At 47.4% G+C, this 20625-nt stretch carries 16 protein-coding genes; all 16 read left to right on the top strand.

Features of this window, described 5'->3' with window-relative positions:
- Positions 1-174: 174 nt before the first annotated feature.
- Positions 175-1308, top strand: coding sequence for a polysaccharide export protein (locus ACJY2L_RS14305; protein ID WP_067432097.1), 1134 nt, complete (start codon positions 175-177; stop codon positions 1306-1308).
- Positions 1309-1324: 16 nt separating this feature from the next.
- On the top strand, positions 1325-1759 hold the full coding sequence (locus ACJY2L_RS14300) for an arsenate reductase/protein-tyrosine-phosphatase family protein (protein WP_439212373.1): 435 nt from the start codon (positions 1325-1327) through the stop codon (positions 1757-1759).
- A gap of 12 nt (positions 1760-1771) precedes the next feature.
- Positions 1772-3949 carry a tyrosine-protein kinase Wzc gene (gene wzc, locus ACJY2L_RS14295; RefSeq protein WP_067432095.1) on the top strand — a complete coding sequence of 726 codons (2178 nt, stop codon included), beginning with the start codon at positions 1772-1774 and terminating at the stop codon, positions 3947-3949.
- A gap of 104 nt (positions 3950-4053) precedes the next feature.
- A complete protein-coding gene (locus ACJY2L_RS14290) occupies positions 4054-4959 on the top strand; it encodes a glycosyltransferase family 2 protein (protein ID WP_067432092.1) in 906 nt (301 codons plus the stop codon).
- Between the two features lie 231 nt (positions 4960-5190).
- Positions 5191-6222, top strand: a complete 1032-nt coding sequence (locus ACJY2L_RS14285) for an EpsG family protein (RefSeq protein ID WP_262411327.1) — start codon at positions 5191-5193, stop codon at positions 6220-6222.
- Between the two features lie 59 nt (positions 6223-6281).
- Positions 6282-7034 carry a glycosyltransferase family 2 protein gene (locus tag ACJY2L_RS14280; RefSeq protein WP_067432087.1) on the top strand — a complete coding sequence of 251 codons (753 nt, stop codon included), beginning with the start codon at positions 6282-6284 and terminating at the stop codon, positions 7032-7034.
- A 63-nt stretch (positions 7035-7097) separates the two neighbouring features.
- Entirely contained in the window at positions 7098-8132 is a 1035-nt protein-coding gene (locus ACJY2L_RS14275) for a glycosyltransferase (protein ID WP_439212372.1), read from the top strand.
- Between the two features lie 61 nt (positions 8133-8193).
- Positions 8194-10416 (top strand): phage tailspike protein, encoded by a 2223-nt coding sequence (locus ACJY2L_RS14270; RefSeq protein ID WP_439212371.1) that lies wholly within the window; start codon positions 8194-8196, stop codon positions 10414-10416.
- Positions 10417-10545: 129 nt separating this feature from the next.
- Positions 10546-11499: a glycosyltransferase family 2 protein gene (locus ACJY2L_RS14265; RefSeq protein ID WP_439212370.1), complete on the top strand. Its 954-nt coding sequence runs from the start codon at positions 10546-10548 to the stop codon at positions 11497-11499.
- Between the two features lie 2 nt (positions 11500-11501).
- On the top strand, positions 11502-12794 hold the full coding sequence (locus tag ACJY2L_RS14260) for an oligosaccharide flippase family protein (RefSeq protein WP_439212369.1): 1293 nt from the start codon (positions 11502-11504) through the stop codon (positions 12792-12794).
- 705 nt (positions 12795-13499) lie between these two features.
- The gene (locus ACJY2L_RS14255; RefSeq protein WP_439212368.1) at positions 13500-14657 is read left to right on the top strand and encodes a glycosyltransferase family 4 protein; all 1158 of its coding nucleotides are present in this window, start codon (positions 13500-13502) and stop codon (positions 14655-14657) included.
- 285 nt (positions 14658-14942) lie between these two features.
- The gene (gene galF, locus ACJY2L_RS14250; protein WP_439212367.1) at positions 14943-15836 is read left to right on the top strand and encodes a UTP--glucose-1-phosphate uridylyltransferase GalF; all 894 of its coding nucleotides are present in this window, start codon (positions 14943-14945) and stop codon (positions 15834-15836) included.
- Positions 15837-15883: 47 nt separating this feature from the next.
- Positions 15884-16897: a UDP-glucose 4-epimerase GalE gene (galE, locus tag ACJY2L_RS14245; RefSeq protein ID WP_439212366.1), complete on the top strand. Its 1014-nt coding sequence runs from the start codon at positions 15884-15886 to the stop codon at positions 16895-16897.
- A gap of 304 nt (positions 16898-17201) precedes the next feature.
- Complete coding sequence (locus ACJY2L_RS14240; protein ID WP_439212365.1) at positions 17202-17969, top strand: ABC transporter permease; 768 nt, start codon at positions 17202-17204, stop codon at positions 17967-17969.
- Positions 17969-18706, top strand: coding sequence for an ABC transporter ATP-binding protein (locus tag ACJY2L_RS14235; protein ID WP_439212364.1), 738 nt, complete (start codon positions 17969-17971; stop codon positions 18704-18706). Before ACJY2L_RS14240 ends, ACJY2L_RS14235 begins: the two co-directional genes overlap by 1 nt.
- An 11-nt stretch (positions 18707-18717) precedes the next feature.
- Complete coding sequence (locus tag ACJY2L_RS14230) at positions 18718-20622, top strand: DUF4422 domain-containing protein (protein ID WP_439212363.1); 1905 nt, start codon at positions 18718-18720, stop codon at positions 20620-20622.
- Positions 20623-20625 lie beyond the last annotated feature (3 nt).

The raw sequence follows: 20625 nt of genomic DNA, 5'->3' as shown, positions 1-20625 counted from the left end.
AATAATGTGCTCTTATAGTGTCGGCATTTTCCGTGACGACAATGTAAAAAAGCCAGGGAGCGAATGATAATGACCCACTTTTTCAGGGTATGAGTGGATAAGCATACTCATTTGACGCTAACACAGCGGCGTTCTCGCCACTATCAATCAAATTACTGATAGCGATGATTCTAGATGATTACAATCAAAACTAAATTGATACCTCTTTTGGTATCCGCCACTTTTTTGTCAGGGTGCACAATCGAACCAGGTCAGCACCTTTCAACCAGTGGTAAAGATGTCATACAGCAGCAAGACAGCAACTTCGATATTGATAAATACGTTAACGTCTTTCCGATGACACCGCGTCTGGTGGAATCTATGCGTCCACGTCCAGTGGTTGCGCAAAACAATCCCGGCCTGCAGCTGGAACTTCAGAACTACGAATACCGCATTGGTGTAGGCGACGTGATCAACGTTACCGTCTGGGATCACCCAGAGTTAACCACGCCAGCAGGTCAGTATCGTAGCGCCAGCGATACCGGTAACTGGGTACATGCTGATGGCACCATTTTCTATCCTTACATCGGCAAAGTTCGCGTGATGGGCCGTACCGTGACTGACGTGCGTACAGAAATCGCTCGTCGCCTGGCACAGTTTATCGAAAGCCCGCAGGTTGATGTCAGCCTGGCGTCGTTCCGTTCGCAGAAAGCCTACGTGACCGGTTCTGTGACCACCTCTGGTCAGCAACCGATCACTAACGTGCCGTTGACCGTTCTGGACGCCGTTAACGCCGCGGGCGGTCTGGCCGCTGATGCTGACTGGCGTAACGTGATTCTGACCCATAACGGTCAGGAGCAGCGTATTTCGCTGCAAGCGCTGATGCAAAATGGTGACCTGAGCCAGAACCACCTGCTCTATAACGGCGACATTCTGTTTGTTCCACGTAACGATGACCTGAAAATCTTCGTCATGGGTGAAGTGAAGCAGCAGACCACCCTGAAGATGGATCGCAGCGGCATGACGCTGGCAGAAGCACTGGGTAGCGCGCAGGGCATCGATCAGACCTTAGCTGACGCCACCGGCGTATTTGTTATCCGTCCGATTAAAGGCAGCAACCGCACCAAAATCGCCAACATCTATCAGTTGAATACCAAAGATGCCGCCGCGATGGTCATGGGCACCGAGTTCCAGCTGGAGCCGTATGACATCGTTTATGTTACCTCAACACCTCTGACTCGTTGGAACCGCGTGATTTCGCAGCTTCTGCCGACCATCTCTGGCGTTGATGACATTACGTCGAGCATCAGTCGTATCCGCACCTACTGATAAGCGGGTTGTAACGATGATTAACTCTGTCCTCGTAGTTTGCGTTGGCAACATCTGCCGTTCACCGACTGCTGAACGGCTGTTAAAGCGGGCGTTACCGGATAAAAAGATCGTTTCAGCGGGCCTCAGCGCGCTGAAAGGTCATGCCGCTGACGCCACCGCCTGCGATGTTGCTGAAGAAAATGGTCTGTCGCTGGCAGGCCATGAAGCGCAGCAGCTGACCTCGAGTCTGTGCCGCCAGTTCGATCTCATCCTGGTAATGGAAAAAGATCAGATTGAACAGGTGAATCGGATCGATCCGGCCGCACGTGGCAAGACGATGCTGATAGGGCACTGGCTCAACCAGCGAGAAATCGCCGATCCCTTTCGCAAAAGCCGGGAGGCTTTTGTTGCGGTCTATGAATTACTGGACAACGCTACCCAGAAATGGGTGAACGTATTAAGCCGATAGCTGAGATTATCCATGAAAACAAAAAATAAGGTTTTGAGTGCGCCGAAAGAGGAATCGGGTGGATTAGATCTGGCGCACCTTGTGGGACAACTGATTGACCATCGCTGGGTAATAGTGGCCGTTACGGCTTTCTTTATGCTGATGGGTACCCTTTACAGCCTGTTCGCAACGCCAATCTATAACGCCGATGCGCTGGTACAGGTAGAAAGCAAAAACGCCAATACCGTACTGAACGACCTGCAGTCAATGCTGCCAGATTCACAGCCGCTTTCTGCAACCGAAGTGGAAATTATCAACTCACGTATGGTGATTGGTAAAACGGTCAAAGATTTAGGTCTGGATACCATGATCGAGCAGGAATATCTGCCGGTGATTGGCAAAGGCCTGGCACGACTGATGGGTAACAAGCCTGCACAGATCGCGATTTCTCGTTTCGATCTGCCACGCAGCTTTGAACCGCGAGCAGTGAAAGTAGAAGTAGAAGGCCCGGACAGCTACAGCGTCTCTTTCAACGGTGATGAACTGTTCAAAGGTAAAGTCGGCCAGCTGGAGCAGCACGGTGATGTCACCATGCTGGTCAGCGATATCAAAGCGGAAGAGGGCACCAGCTTCAAGGTGACCAAGCTGACTAACCTGCAGGCGATCAAAATGATCACCAGCAACCTGTCTGTAGCCGATAAAGGTAAAGACACCGGCGTGCTGGGACTGAGCTACACCGGTGAAGACCCGGTATTAATCAGTAACGTACTGCAGAGTATCGTTGAAAACTATCTGCTGCAGAACGTACAGCGTAAATCAGAAGAAGCGCAGAAGAGCCTTGAGTTCCTGCAGGTTCAGGTGCCGGCCGTTCGTGCCAAACTGGACGCAGCAGAAGACAAGCTGAATCAGTATCGCCGTCAGAATGACTCGGTTGATATGTCACTGGAAGCGAAAGCGGCGCTGGACTCTTCCGTGAGCGTGCAGACGCAGTTGAATGAACTGACCTTCCGTGAAGCTGAAGTTTCACAGCTCTATACTAAAGATCACCCAACCTACCGTGCGCTGCTGGAAAAACGTCAGACACTGGTTGATGAGCAGAAGAAGCTGAATACACGTATTTCGCAGATGCCAAAAACGCAGCAGGAAATTTTACGCCTGACGCGTGACGCGCAGTCTGAACAGGAAATCTACGTTCAGTTACTGAATCGTCAGCAAGAGCTGAACATCAGCAAAGCCTCAACCGTGGGTGATGTGCGTATCATCGACAGCGCAGAAACGGCGGGAATGCCTATTGCGCCGAAGAAATCGCTGATCATTCTTGCCAGCCTGCTGGCCGGTCTGGTGCTTTCCGTTGGCCTGGTGCTGTTGAAAGCGATGTTCCATCACGGCATTGAAAACCCTGAGCAGCTGGAAGAGCTGGGCATGAACGTCTATGCCAGCGTGCCGCTATCTGAATGGCAGCGTAAGAAAGATACTGAAGCGCTGGCGCGCGGCGGCAGCAAAGTTAAAGCCGATCCGCACAACACGCTGTTGGCACTGGGTAACCCGACTGACCTGACCATCGAATCAATTCGTAGCCTGCGTACCAGCCTGCACTTTGCGATGATGGAAGCGAAGAACAACATCCTGATGATCACCGGCGCCAGCCCAGGCATCGGTAAAACCTTTATCTGTTCTAACCTGGCGGCGTTGATTGCTAAAGCGGGACAGAAAGTGTTGTTTATCGATGGCGATATGCGTCGTGGTTATACGCACGAACTGTTGGGCGCAGAGAACAAGCAGGGCCTGTCCAGCGTGCTTTCTGGCCAGACACCGTTTACCCCTGCGTTGATTCAGCGCGGCGAATACGGTTTTGACTTCCTGCCACGCGGTCAGGTTCCGCCAAACCCATCTGAGCTGTTAATGCATCGTCGTATGCAGGAACTGCTGGAATGGGCGAGCGAGAACTACGATCTGGTGCTGATCGATACGCCACCAATCCTCGCGGTAACCGATGCGTCAATTATCGGTAAGCTGGCCGGCACGTCGCTGATGGTGGCGCGTTTTGAAGGCAACACCACTAAAGAGCTGGATGTCAGCTACAAGCGCTTTGCACAGAATGGCATTGAAATTAAAGGTGTGATTCTTAACGCAGTGGTGCGTAAAGCGTCTAACGCTTACGGCCATGGTTACGACTATTACGATTACAGCTACAAAAACGCTAAAAGCTAAGAACTGCACAGGGAACCTTTTCTGCCACTGGCGGGCAGGTTCCCTCTGTTTTTGCACATGCGTTATGTAACCCTTTTATTTTGACGTTAAAAAGGTGCCAGGCAATGAAGGATATCCGCTTTTCAATCGTAATCCCGGCGTACAACGCCTCTGAATCGATTATTACCACGCTTGACTGCGTGGCGGCGCAAACCTACCGCAACTTTGAAGTCATCATCATTGATGACAAATCGAATGATGCTGAAGCGCTGGCGGCAGTGGTGCAGGGCGAACGTTATCGTGACCTGAACATCAACCTGGTGTTATCCCAGGAGAAACTCAACGGTGCAGGTGCGCGTAACAAAGGCATCGATTTAGCCACCGGTGATTTCATTAGCTTTCTCGACGCAGACGACGAGTGGCGCGCTGACAAACTGATGATCGCGGCAAAGAAAATCGAAGAACTGGAAGCGCAGGGCAAAAGTCGCTACGTGATTTTTAGCCAGGTGAACATTATCCAGGACGGCAGCTTTCTTAAGGTGATGCCGATGCAGCCGGTGGCCAAAGGCGAAACCGTGGCAGAGTATCTGTTTGGCTGTTACGGCTTTATCCAGACCAGCACCATCGTGCTGAAACGCGAATACGCCGCTGAGATTAAGTTTGATACGCGCTATGTGCGCCATCAGGATTATGATTTCTGCATTCGTGCCGATCGCCTTGGCTTTGAATTTTTCATGATTGACCAGCCGCTGACTAACTATCATCTGATCACCACCTTTGGCTCCAAACACAAAGGAGAATCCGTTAAGTATTCTCATTTCTGGCTGGACAGCATGAAGCCACATCTGACACAGCGCGATATTCATACGTATAAAGCCTATAAATTACCGTTGAGATACAAAATGGATGGCAAGTCGCTGCTCGCCAGCGTCAGTTTTGCTCGCTATTTCTTCTTAACGAATAAAGATAACCGTACCTATTTTATCAATCGCCTGAAAGATAAGGTTAAAGGGCGTTTTGCCGGGAAATAAGGTTATCGCTAAAAATATATAGCCAACATAGTTGGTGTTGCCGTTCGACGAGACGGGAAGCGAACCCGGCTAACGGGCGACCGTATCGTTGTGGCAGCATCAGTTATAACGGGTAACCATCCGGTGGGAAAGTGAATGGCGATTTATTGGATTATTAGCTACACAATTTTAGTTTTTTGTGTGTTTGAACTGGCAGCAATAAACCAGCTTCGGGAAGTAAAAACGCGCTCCATGGTGAACTACTTGTTCTTTATTTTCACCGTGTTGCTGATCTGTTTTGCCGGTATGCGCGGACCTGGCAGCGGTATCGATGACTGGCAATATCTGGGCTTTTTTCACGATCTTGCTAATCAGGTGCATATCAGTGATTTCTCAACTGTTGCCCAGATTTATCGTTATGAGAATTTCTTTACCTTATTAGCCGGCCTGTTATCGCTCTTTACTAAAGAGAGTTACTATTTTCTGCTGTTCGTGGCGATCGTTGCCGTCAGCACGAATGCCTGGTGTTATAAAAAATATTCGCCGTTGATTCTCTGTTCATTGTGCCTCTATTCAACGCACCTGTTCATTAACAAAGACATGAACCAGATTCGATTCGGACTCTGTAGCGCGTTTGCTATCGCCAGCATTCTGCTGGCAGTGAATCGCAAATTTATCTGGTCAGCGGTGATGCTGGTGCTGAGCACCCAGTCTCACTCCACCGGTTATGCGCTGGTGATGGTGATTCCGTTTCTGTTTCTGCCGCAGCGTAAATACTGGCCGTTGCTGATGGTGTTCCTGGCAATTCCACTCGGCTTTATTGGTGGTAAGAAGCTCTTTCTTGATTCGCTGGGGATTGTGCCGGTGGTGGGCGACCGTGCCACCAGTTACGTCGGTACGACCTTCGATAACAATTCACCGGTTATCAGCCTCGCCAACCTGAAAAACATCGCCTTCATTGTGTTTTTTATGGTGGTGTACTGGGGTAAAAACGCGATACAGAAAGAAGATCGGCTGCCGTATCTGCTGTTGATCGCCTACGCCATTGGTGCGGCGGTGCGTATGGTGTTCTCCGACTTCGCCATCCTGGGCGGCAGGGTAGGTAACCTGTTTCTGCATGCGGAACCGTTGCTGCTCGCCCTGTTGATGATGCGAATACGCAATCTGGCGCTCAACGTAGCGCTACTCGGCGGCATGGCAACCTACTACTTAGCATACAACACCATTCTCTCACCGCAGTCGGTCACCGGCTGGAGTTTAGCCGCGGTGTATCGCCTCTTCTGATTTCAATTGCTCCGTTTACGGAGCAATTTTTTTGGCACTCTTTTAATTCAGGTACTCAGATGAACAATCACGTTGGTACAGTTGGCATTATCATCCCAATGTACAATGCGCGGCAGACCATCCTGCGCGCGGTACAATCCGTCATTGATCAAACTTATCCGGACTGGCACATCTATCTGGTGAATGATAAATCGACCGATGATTCGCTGGCCTTCGTGCGCGAACACTGTCAGGACGCGCGCATCACCATCCTCGATAACGACGTCAACATGGGTGCGGCAGAAACCCGCAATGTCGGCCTGCGTGCGGCGACAGAAGAGATCATCGCCTTTCTCGACAGCGACGATGAGTGGCACAAAGATAAACTGGCACTGCAGACAGCGGCCATCGCTGCCGGCGACGACTTTGTGATTTCGCATTATCACTACAAAACCAAAAGCGCCGATCACGATATCACCTGGTCGAAGCCTTACCTGCAGCAGGACAGCTTTGTGAAGAAGCAGTATCGCGTCTGTTTCTCTTCGGTCTGCTTTCGACGGCCGCCACAGGGCATTTTCTTCCAGCGCAAAGGTCACGAAGACTTCCTGTTTTTGTATGAGCTGTTTACCCGCTACAAACAGGTACGCGTGATTGAAAAGATCCTCGTGAACTATTACGAACTGGGCGATTCCCTGTCGCGTAATAAAAATAAAGCCGCGAAATGGCATCTGGAACTATTAAGAATTATCTATAAAAACAACCCGTTAAAAGTATATTACTATTACGTCTGGTATATGGTTAACGGCGTACTGTTCACGTTGAAGCATCGGTAAATTTTTGTGGGCCGGAAACGGCCTTCTTTGTTTTTGAACGCAATTGAGGTGGACAGAGTAACGATGAAAAGAGTCGTGCTGGTCATTAAAGACGCTTATTCCTACGCAGGCACAGAAAATATCTGCAACTTCATGTCAGAGTGCCTTGGCGAAGCGCATCAGGTTTCCATCTATTCTCTGGAAGGCAGCGGAAAGACCTTTTATCCGTTCAGTCAGGTTAAAGAGATCCTGAGCTTTGAGGGGCAATCTAACCCGATTAAAGCGGCGGTTCAGCGTATTCAGCAGCAGGATTTTGATGCCGTTTTCCTGATCAGCATGGGACGCCTTAGCGTGATGTTTGCGCTGTGGAGCATGCTGTCACTGAAGAAAAAACGCGCCAAAACCTACGCCTGCGAACATATCGCCATCAAATCATTCAGCAAGCCGATTCAGTGCCTGAAATACCTGATGTTGCGCTACTACGATCAAGTCATCGTACTGACCGATAAAGATCATCAGGTGTTCTCCAACTGGCATATCAGCAGTACCGCTATCCCTAATCCGGTGGTATACAAAAACTATCAGCGCACCCAGCGTCATCGCCAGGCGCTGGCGGTAGGCCGACTGGATCACCAGAAAGGCTTCGATCTCCTGCTCGACGTCTGGCAGGGCTTTGTCAGCACCAATCCGGAATGGAAACTGGTGATTGCCGGTGATGGCGAGCTACGTCAGGCGCTGGAACAGCAGGCGAAAACGCTGGGCATCAGCAACAGCGTGAACTTTGTCGGCAAGGTGTCCAATATCAATGATTACTATCGCGACAGCGACATGGCGCTGATGACCTCGCGCTACGAAGGCTTGCCGCTGGTGCTGCTGGAAGCAAAATCCTGGTCACTGCCGGTGGTTGCCTACGACTGTCCGACTGGCCCGCAGGAAATCATCAACGACCAGCAGGATGGTTTCCTGGTGGCGATGAACGACAAGCAGACCTTTATCGAAAAAATGAATCAACTGGCCCACGATGACGCGCTCTTCTATGCCATGAGCGCCAATACTCAGGCCACCGCGCTGAAGTTCGACGGCGCAACCATTAAGCAGCGTTGGCTGTCATTGGTATAAACCCCTCTGGGAAACTGTTTCTCGCCTGCTAATGGGTAAAATTGACCACGGGATTGAACGAATGAAAAGAAGAGAAGTATTGCAAACAGCGGTGTCATCAATTGTAGCCGCCGTTTCCGTCAGCACGTTCTCCAGCTATGCCGCGAAGAGCGGATCCGGCACGTTAAACCTGAAAGATGTGAATCCAAAAGATATTCCGCCAGCGGATGTTCCTATTTTGACGCCGGAAAACGTCTATACCATGCCGCCGCAGTTCTGGCACAACTTCCAGGGTAAACTGTGGATTGGCAAAGCGGGCGTGGATCCGACCAAAAGCGGCAATACTATTCCGGTTTTCCTGCGCAATGCCGACGGTAAAGTCTCTGAAATTCAGCAGCCCATCACGCTGAATCGCGGCAATTTCGATCAGTTCATTGCGGATAACGCGGCGTTAATCGCCAACCCGTCCCATTCGATGGCGGTCTATGATGACAACGGCGAGCAGCTGTTCTTTATGCCTGATGTCTCTCGTCCGAGCAGCGCTGACTTTAGCCAGCGTCTGGCGCAGCCAACGGGCTATCAACTGATCGGAGAGATTCCCTCGGTTGAGCAGCTGCGTAAAACACGCCCACTGTTTGAAGGCGCCAAAATCAAGCTGAAAAGCTGGCATGAAGGCCTGGAAGTCGGCGGCGGCGAGTTTGTTGGCAGCTTTACCGCGGCTAAAGACAACGGCGGCGTAATCTTCAGCAGCGGCAGCGATTTCCACTGGCGTCGTGTGGTGGAAGATTATAACCGCCTGACGTTGTTTGATTTCGGTGCGATTGCTGACGGTGAAACCGATACGGCGCCGATTATCATGGCGATGTATCAGTGGTCACAGGACGCTAACCAGCAGATCTGCGTGCAGTTTCCCGCAGGTAAGTTCTTTGTGTCCGGCTGTGATTTTGGTGAGAAAGAGACCGGCTTTTTCCGGGTGTCTGGCGCCATGGTTAACTTTGGTTACTTCCCGGCAACGACCATTGTGTCGAATGGCAAATCGGCGTTCATCTTTAAGGTGAACGCACGCCGCGTCGAGTTGAGTAGCCTGGTGTTTGATGGTCAGGTGAACAAAAACCCTAACAAACAGGGCTTTTTCGAAAATACCTGTGCCGGCGGTCAGTTCTTCCGTGGAGCCTGCCTGCGTTTCAATTTTGTTGGCGGCACCGCGCTAAGCATGCTGGATACGCTCGACTGCAAAATTGACCAGTGGTACGCCTCACGCTGTACCGGCGACGTGATCAAATCCGCGTGGTCTGGCAGAAAGCAGGGCAGTTGGGACCACAGTACCGCCATTGAACTCTCTAACTTCAATGCCCAAAACTGCAGCGGCGGTATGGTGCTAAACCTGCCGCGTGCGACCCAGTCAATTATCCATAATGGCTGGATTGAGCATACTGAAAATCCGGGCGATATTTCTAATGGCCAGTGGATCATTGATGCGCTGAGTATGGAAGGTTGTAAAAACCCTCTGCTGGCGCATCATTCACGCCTGAATACGCGCCAGACCAACCTGCAGGTTGGCAGCAAAATTGATAACTCACACACCGGCGAAGAGTGGCTGAGCGCATGGGAACGTGGGTCCACACGCGTTGAATCCTACGGTGTTGCCGTTGATGGCAGCATGAAATATAACTATCTGACCTCGCGTTTTCGCATCGAAAACAACTCAAATCAGGAAAAATGGTTTGAGCTGGGTAATCTGTATAGCCCGGATGTCGGCGACTGTTGGGAGATTGAGATTTTCGGTCAATCTTCTTACAACAAAGGTACTGACCAACAGGTGTTGAGCGATGTTACCGGCGGTAAAACCACCGGTGGCAAAGCGATCATCAGCCTGCAGCGCAAAACGCAGAAGGCAGAAGCGAGTTGGCATGCTGAAGGCGTCAGCCCGATTGTCGATGTGATGGTCGATGCACCTTATGACACCGATGCGCGTGTCTTCATTAAACTCGCCGGCTGGCTCGCTTCCGCCGGTGTGCTAATGAAAACCACGGCGAAAGATCGCTTTATGGTTGGCCGCTGTGCCCGTTTTGACAGCACGATGAAGTTTGTCAGTCAGCCTGCCGGTGCCAGCACCCACAAAGCCCTGCAGCGCTTTTCCGTCCACAACGGTAAAGCAGGTTTTGGCGCGAATGAGCAAGGCGATGTGCTGATGGAGTCGCGTGCCCTTCGTCCTGAACAGGTTAATACCGATAAAGTCGAAGGCTACATCTCCGTTGTCATTAATGGCAAGCAGGTTGCGATGCCTTATTACGCGATTAAATAACCACTCGGCTTTATGGTCCGGTAGCCCTTAAGCTGCCGGGCTGTGGCTCAAAAACCTCCTCTCACAGCATTATCTTGATCGTGTGTAAAGCAGGGATCGGCTGACTTAAATTTTAACCGAGTAAAACGCATGAATATTCCACAAAAGAAACTTGATATTATTTGTCCTGTTTATAACAAACAGGATTTGGTGAAAGACTTTATACAATCGGCAATGGTGCTACCTGCTGATAAAGTGAATATCATTTTGGTCAATGATGGTTCCACTGATGACAGTGCAAATAGCATTCAGACCAAAATTACCGAACTGGCCGTCGATAATTTTTATCTGATTAATAAGATAAATGGCGGTGTCTCTTCCGCTCGTAATGAAGGGCTGGAGCATGCTTCGTCCGATTACGTCTGGTTCTGCGATCCGGATGACTTGATCCTGCCCGACGCTGCTAAGGCAGTCAATGAGCTGGGAACGCTGGATGCTGAAATGTTAGTGTTTCCTTATCGACTGTTTTTTACCTGGGAAAATCGTGCCGAAGAGAAAAAATTCTCACCGACTGGCCAGATGAGCAGCGCACAGTTTTTGCAAGATTTTAACTATTTTGGCAATAATAACTGTCTGAATACCGTATGGAACCGCTTTTTCAAACGCAGTGCCATTGGCGAATTTCGCTTTGATGAAACCATGCATCATTCAGAAGATCGCTGTTTTGTCCTTGATGTGCTGAGCCGCGATCCAAAAGTGCATATGGGCACCTGGTCTATTTATCAGCACAATCGCTATCTATCCGATACGCTGAGTACGGTAGAATCGCCGGGCAAAATCGCCGATATGACCAAGGCTAATTTAAAAAATATTGCCAGCCTGGATAAAGTCAAAAATACGCGGCCAGAAAAGAAACATCATATTAATGCGATGACCGTAAAAAGAATCAAGCTGAAAGAAAAAAACGTTTATAAGTATTATGTTAATGAGCATAAAAAACTTAATATTCCTGTTTTTCCGTTAACGTCTGTAAAAGAATCACTCCTGTACATTTTACTCGTTACTCATACCTACGGTTTATTTAACCAGATTACCAGGAAGTAAAAATGTACAAAAAAATTGATATGCGCTACCGCAATGCTATCTGGATGGCGCTTGAAAAAATCATCTCGATAGCGGGCGTTTTTATCGTTACCGCCGCCATGGCGAAATACATTGGGCCTTATTACTACGGCGTGCTTTCGCTGGCAACCACCTCTTTTTCGATGATCTACATCATTTCATCAATGGGCGTGGATCCGTTAGTTCTGAAGAAGGGCAGTTACAATGCCCGTCAGGGAGAAATGCGCTCTATATTAATGTGCATCATCCGTACCACGGTCTTTACGGTACTTTCCCTGCTGTTTATTATTTGGTGCTGGCTTGACGGGAAAATCCACGATCGCGTGGAAATGGGCCTTTTTCTGGCGGTAATGATTTCCCAGCTACTGTTGTCTGTTGATTTTATTGCAATTATCAACAACTATATGCTGCGCTCCAAGCTTAATACCATCAGTAATATTGCTGGCCTTGTCACCGCGCTGGTGCTGCGTCTGGTGTTTGTTGAACTCAAGCTGCATGTGCTTTGGTTCGCCATTCCGCTAATCATTAGCCCATTGATTGCCGTAACCATAAAATACCTGACGTTCAGTCGCATTAACAAAATGTCCAGCGTCTTTGCTTCCATGCGGGCGAAGAAAATTAAAGCGCTGGTTGGCACTGCTGTCCCATTTGCCGTCTCCAGCGTGGCTGCCAACATTTACAATAAAATCCCCATGATGATCATTGCCAGCGTGATGGGCTATGCCTGGTCAGGGATCTACGCCTGCGCACTGATTATTGCCAGTACATGGTCATTCATGCCAGTCGCGCTGATTTCATCTTTCATTCCGCGTTTCTATCAGATCAACGATCTGAAGAAAAATGAAGATTATATCTCTTTGTTAGTCACGATGATTTTGCTGGTCTGCACCACCATTTCGGTCGCTATCTGGCTGATTTCGCCCTACCTGATTGATATTTTGTATGGTGCGAAATACCGTGATGCAGTAAGCATTGTGCCCATTATCCTGGCATCAACCACGTTAGGAATGTGCGGCTCCGCGGTTTATCACATTCTTATCAAAACCAAAGGTTACTCTTTCATCATGAAAAAAATGGTCGCCTCGGCGATTCTGAGTGTGCCTTTGACCTGGTTCATGACCATTCATTATGGTATTGAAGGGGCGGTAATGAGTCTGCTGCTGATTGAGATACTGAACCTGACTGTTTTCAACTTCATGTATAAGAAAACTAAGGTAGCGCGCATTTTACTTAACAGCCTGTCACCTGCGCAGATTAAAAACCTGAAAAATATTTAATCTAATAATGTGCTTTAGCAGGCCAGTTGCATACGGAGATGCACTGGCTTGCTGCTTTCAGGTGTGGCAATAATCTGAATCTTGTTGGCGTTCGATACTTTCAACGCATTCCGATTCTTTCTGCCGGTAATGGCTATTATGATTGCTATCCCTGTCGGCACGATGAACGCTTACTATTTTTAATCAAATCTTCTGGAATCTGAAAAGTGTGGTTTTTATTTCCAACGATTAAAAATACACGGCTGCCGTTTTTTGTGAAATAAAAGCGGCCAGTGAAAAATAGAGTTCATTTTAATTGAGACGCAAATATCAAAAAATAGCTTTGATTACTTAGTGTTCTGCTATTTAGGTAGGGATGAATTTGAGAAAATTCTTATGATTGAATTGTTAGTGTTTCATGCTATTTAATCTACACTGTCACCAACTTTGACCGTATCCAGGACAGTGGATGAAAAGCCGGATATACAGGCGCAGGACGTGTTTGAGCCAGGCAACGGCAGACGGGATTCTGAAGTCGATGATGCTGTAAGCGATAAAAATTTGGCGTTTCACTCTGTTACGCCCAGCGCTTGCGACAGACCAAAGACCTGTCATGCATAAAATGGCCCTGAAAAGCACTCTTGTATATTTGTGGTACACAGCATGGCATGTGACATAAATAGCTATATATCATTCAGAGCTTATGTTTTTTGATGAGGTGGTTTTATGAGAGTGGGTATTTCTAACGATAATTATCCAGAAAAAAGAACAATAAAAGTGGATCCCAATAACGAATATGTAAATTTTAAATATAGAAATATTTATTCTTATATAAACTTCTTAACAATGAGAATTCTCAAAAAAAAGAAGGTATTCGTTTTTAAACCACTCTGTTCGCCTGGACATCAGGATGTCGACATTTTTCATCTTTTTAATGATGTCGCTATCACCGATAAAAAATGGTTAGCCACTTTTGAAACTGATACACCACGTATTTTGTTTGAGAAAAAGGGACGTAAATACGGCCCTGATTATATCAACCATCTGAAAAAATTGGTTCCTTACCTGGCCGCCGACAACTGTCTGGCGTTGATTGCGTTGTCAAAAGCCGCGCTGCACATGCAGCAAAAGCTACTGCTCGACAATGGCGATCTCTCTCAGGCAATCCTGAAAAAAACCGTGGTAATGCACCCACCGCAAAAGCTGCATACCACGCATCGCCTGCCGCGTGATGCGCAAAGCCCTGTGCACTTTGTCTTTATCGGCAATGAATTTTTCCGCAAGGGTGGCGGGGAAGTGGTGCAGGCGTTTTGTGAGTTGATTGAAGAGTCCCGTCTGCGTTCCGATCAGGTGAAAGTAACGCTGATTGGCGATCTGAAAAAAACCTACAACTATGCGCTGAACGAGTTTCAGGACGATGAAGCTTTCTCTGAAAGCACGCTGGCCGCCATTGCTAAACATGACATCTTCACTCACCACAGCTTTATGCCGAACGAAAGCGTACTGGCACTGTTTCAGGAAGCTGATATTGGCCTGCTGCCAACCTGGGCCGAAACCTATGGTTTCTCAGTGCTGGAGATGCAGTCCTGCGGATGTCCGGTCATCACCACCAACGTCAGGGCATTGCCTGAAATCAACCCGGATAGCGTGGGCTGGCAGGTCGTTAATACCCTGAACGATGAACGTGATTATGAAATCCGCTCTGAAGAAGAAAAACTGAGCCTGCGCCAGCGTAATATTGAGCAGCTGAAAACGATCATCATGGACATTGTCGCTAATCCGGATCAAATTCTGGAAAAAGCCAATGCGGCTATTCAACGCATTAAATCGGAACATGACTTAACATCCTACCGCGAAAAACTGCGCGCAATTTATAACCAATAATTTGCCTTAGTCTGGCAGGGCGGATATTACTGCCTGCCAGACGCAGTTATTAGCATCGTCTTTTGATCCAGCTGATCGTCACCTTACCAATATCGAACTATTCTTATTTCCACCGCGGGCTTATTGCGGTGTCCGCCAACACGTTAATTTCACGCAGAAATAACGGCTTAGCGTGGCGCGGTTTCCGACAATCTCCCTCTACTTTTCAGATTATGATTATACTTGCGAATCATCTCTTTAATGCATAATCGTTGAACATTTCTACTTCATTTATATGGAAAAAATATGACCAAGCTTAAAGCAGTTATCCCGGTTGCGGGTCTCGGTATGCATATGCTCCCTGCTACAAAAGCCATTCCTAAAGAGATGCTGCCAATCGTTGATAAGCCAATGATTCAGTACATCATTGACGAGTGTGTTGCAGCAGGCATCAAGGAAATCGTTCTGGTCACTCATGCTTCCAAGAATGCAGTGGAAAACCATTTCGACACCACCTATGAGCTGGAAGCGCTGCTGGAATCCCGCGTTAAGCGTCAGCTGCTGAGCGAAGTGCAGTCTATCTGTCCTCCGGGCGTAACCATCATGAACGTGCGTCAGGCGCAGCCACTGGGCCTGGGCCACTCTATTCTGTGCGCGCGTCCGATGATTGGCGATAACCCTTTTGTGGTGGTGCTGCCGGATATCCTGCTGGACAACGCTACCGATCCGCTGCGTTACAACCTGGCTGCCATGGTGGCGCGCTTCGAAGAAACCGGCCACAGCCAGGTTCTTGCTCGCAAGATGTCAAAAGAAGATCTGCATGAGTATTCAGTGATTAAAACCACTGAGCCGCTGCAGAATGATGGTGATGTCGGTACAATTGCTGATTACATTGAAAAACCAGAGAATATCTCTGAGCTGGATTCAGACGTTGGTGCGGTAGGCCGTTACGTGCTGTCTGCCGATATCTGGGCCGAGCTGGAAAAAACCGAGCCGGGCGTATGGGGCCGTATTCAGTTAACGGATGCGATCGCCAGCCTGAGCAAAAGTAAGCCAGTAGACGCGTGCCTGATGACCGGTAAAAGCTATGACTGTGGCCGTAAACTGGGCTACATGCAGGCGTTTGTGACCTACGGCTTACGCAACAATGCGCAGGGTCGCGAATTCCGCGCAGGCATTCAGAAGCTGCTGGCTAAGTAACGCTGACCAATCATTGCCGCGCGAATGTGCGGCAAAAAGGAGTTCACATGGCTATTTTAGTAACCGGCGGAGCGGGTTATATCGGCTCGCACACGGTACTGGCGCTGCTGCAGCGCGGTGATGATGTTGTGGTGCTGGATAACCTCTGCAATGCCTCTCGCGAAGCGATTAACCGCGTAGAGAAACTGGCGGGTAAAAAAGCGACCTTCGTTGAAGGCGATATCCGTGACCGCGCCTGTCTGCGTGAACTGTTCGCATCCAACAGCATTTCAGCCATCATTCACTTCGCAGCGCTTAAAGCGGTGGGTGAATCGACGCGTATGCCGCTGGAGTACTACGAGAACAACGTTGCGGGCACTGTCGTGCTGCTGGAAGAGATGCGTGCTGCCGGTGTCTGGAACTTCATCTTCAGCTCATCAGCGACCGTCTACGGCGCAGATGCACCGGTTCCTTACGTTGAGACCACCCCGATTGGTGGCACTACCAGTCCGTACGGCACCTCCAAGCTGATGACCGAATTCGTCATGCGCGACTTCGCCAAAGCAGAGCCGAAGTTTAAAGCGATTGCGCTGCGTTACTTCAACCCGGTTGGGGCCCATGAGTCTGGCGAAATCGGTGAAGACCCGACGGGCATCCCGAACAACCTGCTGCCGTACATCGCACAGGTCGCGATTGGCCGTCTGGAGAAACTGGGTGTGTTTGGCGGCGATTACGATACGCCAGACGGCACCTGCCTGCGTGACTACATCCACGTGGTTGACCTGGCGGAAGGCCACCTGAAAGCGCTGGACCATCTGAGCAAAGTGGAAGGTTACACCGCCTTTAACCTGGGCGGCGGCAAAGGCTTCTCCGTGCTGGAGATGATCAAGGCGTTTGAGAAGGCTTCCGGCAAGGCGATTCCGTTTGAAATCAAGCCGCGCCGTGACGGCGACCTGCCTGCGTTCTGGGCCGATGCATCACTGGCGAACAGCGAGCTCGACTGGCGCGTCACCCGCGGCATCGATGAGATGATGCGCGATACGTGGAACTGGCAGAGTAAGAACCCGGATGGGTTTAAATAAACGTTGAAGTAGCAAAAAAGCCTGTCTATAGACAGGCTTTTTTGCGTTATGAAACATGTAAATCCGCAGACTTTGAACTGCCTCAGGAAGATGATAATATCGCAGGTTTAATATCGGTCTTTCTTTCAAAGAGGGATGATTAATCAAATCTAATCAGCTCTTCTCTGTAATATAAAGAAACAATTCAAAAATTTGGTCTGCTAAATAGTCTTGTGGTAGCTGTTGAGCCAGGGGCGGTAGCGTGGTGTAAGCGCCCGGCGAACATAAATTAATCATTTTAAAAGTTGAAAACAGAGCGTAATTTATGAAGTATAGTTTTGGTTATCTCATTGATTTAGTTACAGTTATCACTGAGAAAGAGCTAAAGGTCCGATACAAAAGTAGTTTCCTTGGATATTTATGGTCAATTGCGAACCCGCTTCTTTTCGCGATGATTTACTACTTTATTTTTAAGCTGATCATGCGTGTTCAGATTCCAAATTACACCATATTCATCATAACCGGATTATTCCCATGGCAATGGTTCGCAAGCACGACGTCTAACTCACTGTTCTCATTCATTGCAAATGCTCAGATTATTAAAAAAACAGTTTTTCCTAGATCGGTTATTCCCTTCAGCAATGTCATGATGGAGTGCCTGCATTTTTTGTGTACCATCCCTGTAATTATCGTGTTTTTATTTATATATGACATGACCCCGCATTGGAACTGGTTGTATGGGATACCACTGATAGGTGTAGGACAATTAATATTTTCTTATGGCATAGCGCTCTTCCTGTCCACGCTGAACCTCTTTTTCAGAGATTTAGAGAGGTTTGTCACACTAGGCATTATGTTACTTTTCTACTGTACGCCAATTTTATACGCAGGAGATATGATACCAGCCAATTACCAGTGGTTAGTTAATTATAATCCTCTGGCTGACATGGTATTAAGCTGGAGAGAGCTGTTTATGAACGGTAACGTTGATTATGAAAAAATTCTCTCATTGTATGGGATGGGCGTAATCACAGTTATTGTCGGCTCTTGGGTATTTAATAAATTGAAATTCCGATTTGCAGAGATCTTATAATGGAAGTGGCAATAGAATTTAAATCAGTTACCAAGCGTTATCCTTTATATCATCATATTGGTTCCGGGATAAAAGAGCTTATTTTCAATCCTAAGCGTGCGTTGACACTGCTATCAGGCAGAAGCTATCTGGCAATTGAAGATATAAGTTTCACTGTCTATAAAGGCGAATCCGTTGCACTAATCGGCCGTAATGGTGCTGGTAAGAGCACTTCGCTTGGGCTCGTGGCTGGAGTCATTAAACCCACTTCAGGAATTGTCAAAACCAACGGCAGGGTTGCCTCAATGCTGGAACTCGGCGGCGGTTTTCACCCGGAACTTACGGGCCGTGAAAATATTCGTCTGAATGCAACTCTGCTAGGACTGCGACGTAAGCAATTAAATGAGAGAATAGACAAAATAATAGAGTTTTCCGAACTAGGCGAGTTTATAGACGAACCTATTCGTGTTTATTCAAGTGGGATGCTAGCTAAGCTGGGATTCTCAGTGATTACGCAGGTTGATCCTGATGTTCTCATCATTGACGAAGTTCTGGCAGTCGGTGATTATGCGTTCCAGAAAAAATGTATTGAGACAATAAACAATTTCAAAGCCAAAGGCGTTACAATTTTATTTGTAAGTCATAATCTTAGTGATATTGAAAAAATCTGCGATCGTGTCGTCTGGATTGAAAATCACAAATTAAGAGCGAGTGGTGATGCAGAAACTATATTGCAACAATACCGTTCTTCTATGTAAGGAAACATCGAATGAGTATTCACACTAATAAAGTTAAACTCTATACAAGCCATCATAAGCCTAGCGCTTTTCTTTCATCTCCAATAATTAAACCTATTCATGTTGGAAAAGCGAACAGCTTCAACGATATATGTTGCGATGGTGATGATTCCGGTGAAAATATTTCGGTAAAAAATCCATTTTACTGCGAGCTGACGGCACAATACTGGGTATGGAAGAATGATATTTCTTCTGAATATGTAGGTTTCATGCACTACAGGCGCCATCTGAATTTTTCAGATAAGCAGGATTATCCTGAAGATGTGTGGGGCGTAGTAAATGACGAAATTATTTCAGAAGAATATGAAACCAAGTTTGGTCTGAATGAAGAGTCAATCGTTAATGCTATCGCTGATAACGATATCTTACTGCCAAAAAAATGGAGTGTCAGGCAGGCAGGAAGTAAAAATAATTATGAGCATTATAAAATTTCACAGCACCTGCATATTGAGGACTACCAGTCAGCTATAGACAGTCTGCTATATCTGTATCCGGAATATGCCGCTGCAGTTAAGATTTTTAACAGTGCCCACGACGGCTATTACACTAACATGTTTGTTATGAAATCTGAGCTATTTGCAGAATACTCAGAGTGGCTTTTCAGCATATTCGATGACATGGAAAATAATTTCTCAATGAGAAATTATAACGGTCAGGAGAAACGCGTGATCGGACATATCTCCGAACGTCTCTTCAATATTTTCCTGATTCACAAGGAAAAGTGTTCTGGCCTGAAAAAGAAAGAACTCCAGAGAACTTTTGTTAAAACCGAAACATTTAACGGAAAGTTAAAGCCTGCATTTAATCACAATAACATTCCTGTAGTTATTTGTTTTGACGATAATTATTCTCTGAGTGGCGGTGCGCTGGTCAACTCAATTATCAAAAACAGTAGCGAAACTGATAACTACGATATTGTGATTCTGGAAAACGGTGTTTCACAAAGAAACAAGTCCCGTTTTATCTCTCTGCTTAAAGGCAGGAGAAATTTTTCATTGCGCTTCTTTGATGTAAACGCCTTTAGCGAAATGAAAAGTGTATATACACGTGCTCACTTCAGTGCTGCTACTTATGCCAGGTTATTTATACCTTCTATATTCAGTGAATTTGAAAAAGTTCTGTTTATTGATGCTGATACCATCGTAGAAAGTGACGTCGCCGAACTGGTTCATACTGAAGTTGGCGAGAATTTAATTGCTGCAGTCCGTGACATCGTGATGGAAGGTTTCGTTAAGTTCGGCGCTATTGCTCATATTGACGAACCTGCCAACCTGAATGCTGGCCAGTATCTGGAACAGATTTTAGGCATGAAAGAAACCCAAAACTATTTTCAGGCTGGTATTATTCTTTTCAATATTTCTCAAATGAGAAAAGAAAACACCTTTGCCAGTCTGATGGCGGCGATGAAGGCGCGCAGATACTGGTTCCTCGATCAGGATATTATGAATAAGGTATTTTACGACCGCGTTCATTATCTTCCAGGTGAATGGAATGTATATCATGGCAATGGAAACACCGATGATTTCTTTCCCAATCTGAAATTTGTAACTTACATGGATTTTCTGAAATCAAGAAAGCAGCCTAAAATGATCCATTTTGCCGGCGAAAACAAGCCGTGGGATGCGCCTCATGTAGATTTCTTCGATAATTTTATGTCATATATCAATGCGACACCATGGCAGAAAGAAGTTTATGACCGTTTGAATAAAACCGGTTTTACTACGCACCCTGCAATAGCTAGTCAGCATATTCTGTTCCAGACTAAGGTTAAAAGGAAGATTATGCCTTACTTCAACCGGTTTGCTCCGGTTGGCAGTAAACGCAGGCAAATGATCGCTCGTAACTATTACAAAATTCGTCGTGTGATTTTAGGTTAATTT

The organism is Duffyella sp. Ts4 (assembly GCF_051851875.1).
GTDB lineage: Bacteria > Pseudomonadota > Gammaproteobacteria > Enterobacterales > Enterobacteriaceae > Duffyella > Duffyella gerundensis.
Note: the sequence above shows the minus strand (reverse complement) of the source record. Positions and strands in the feature narration are given on the sequence as shown.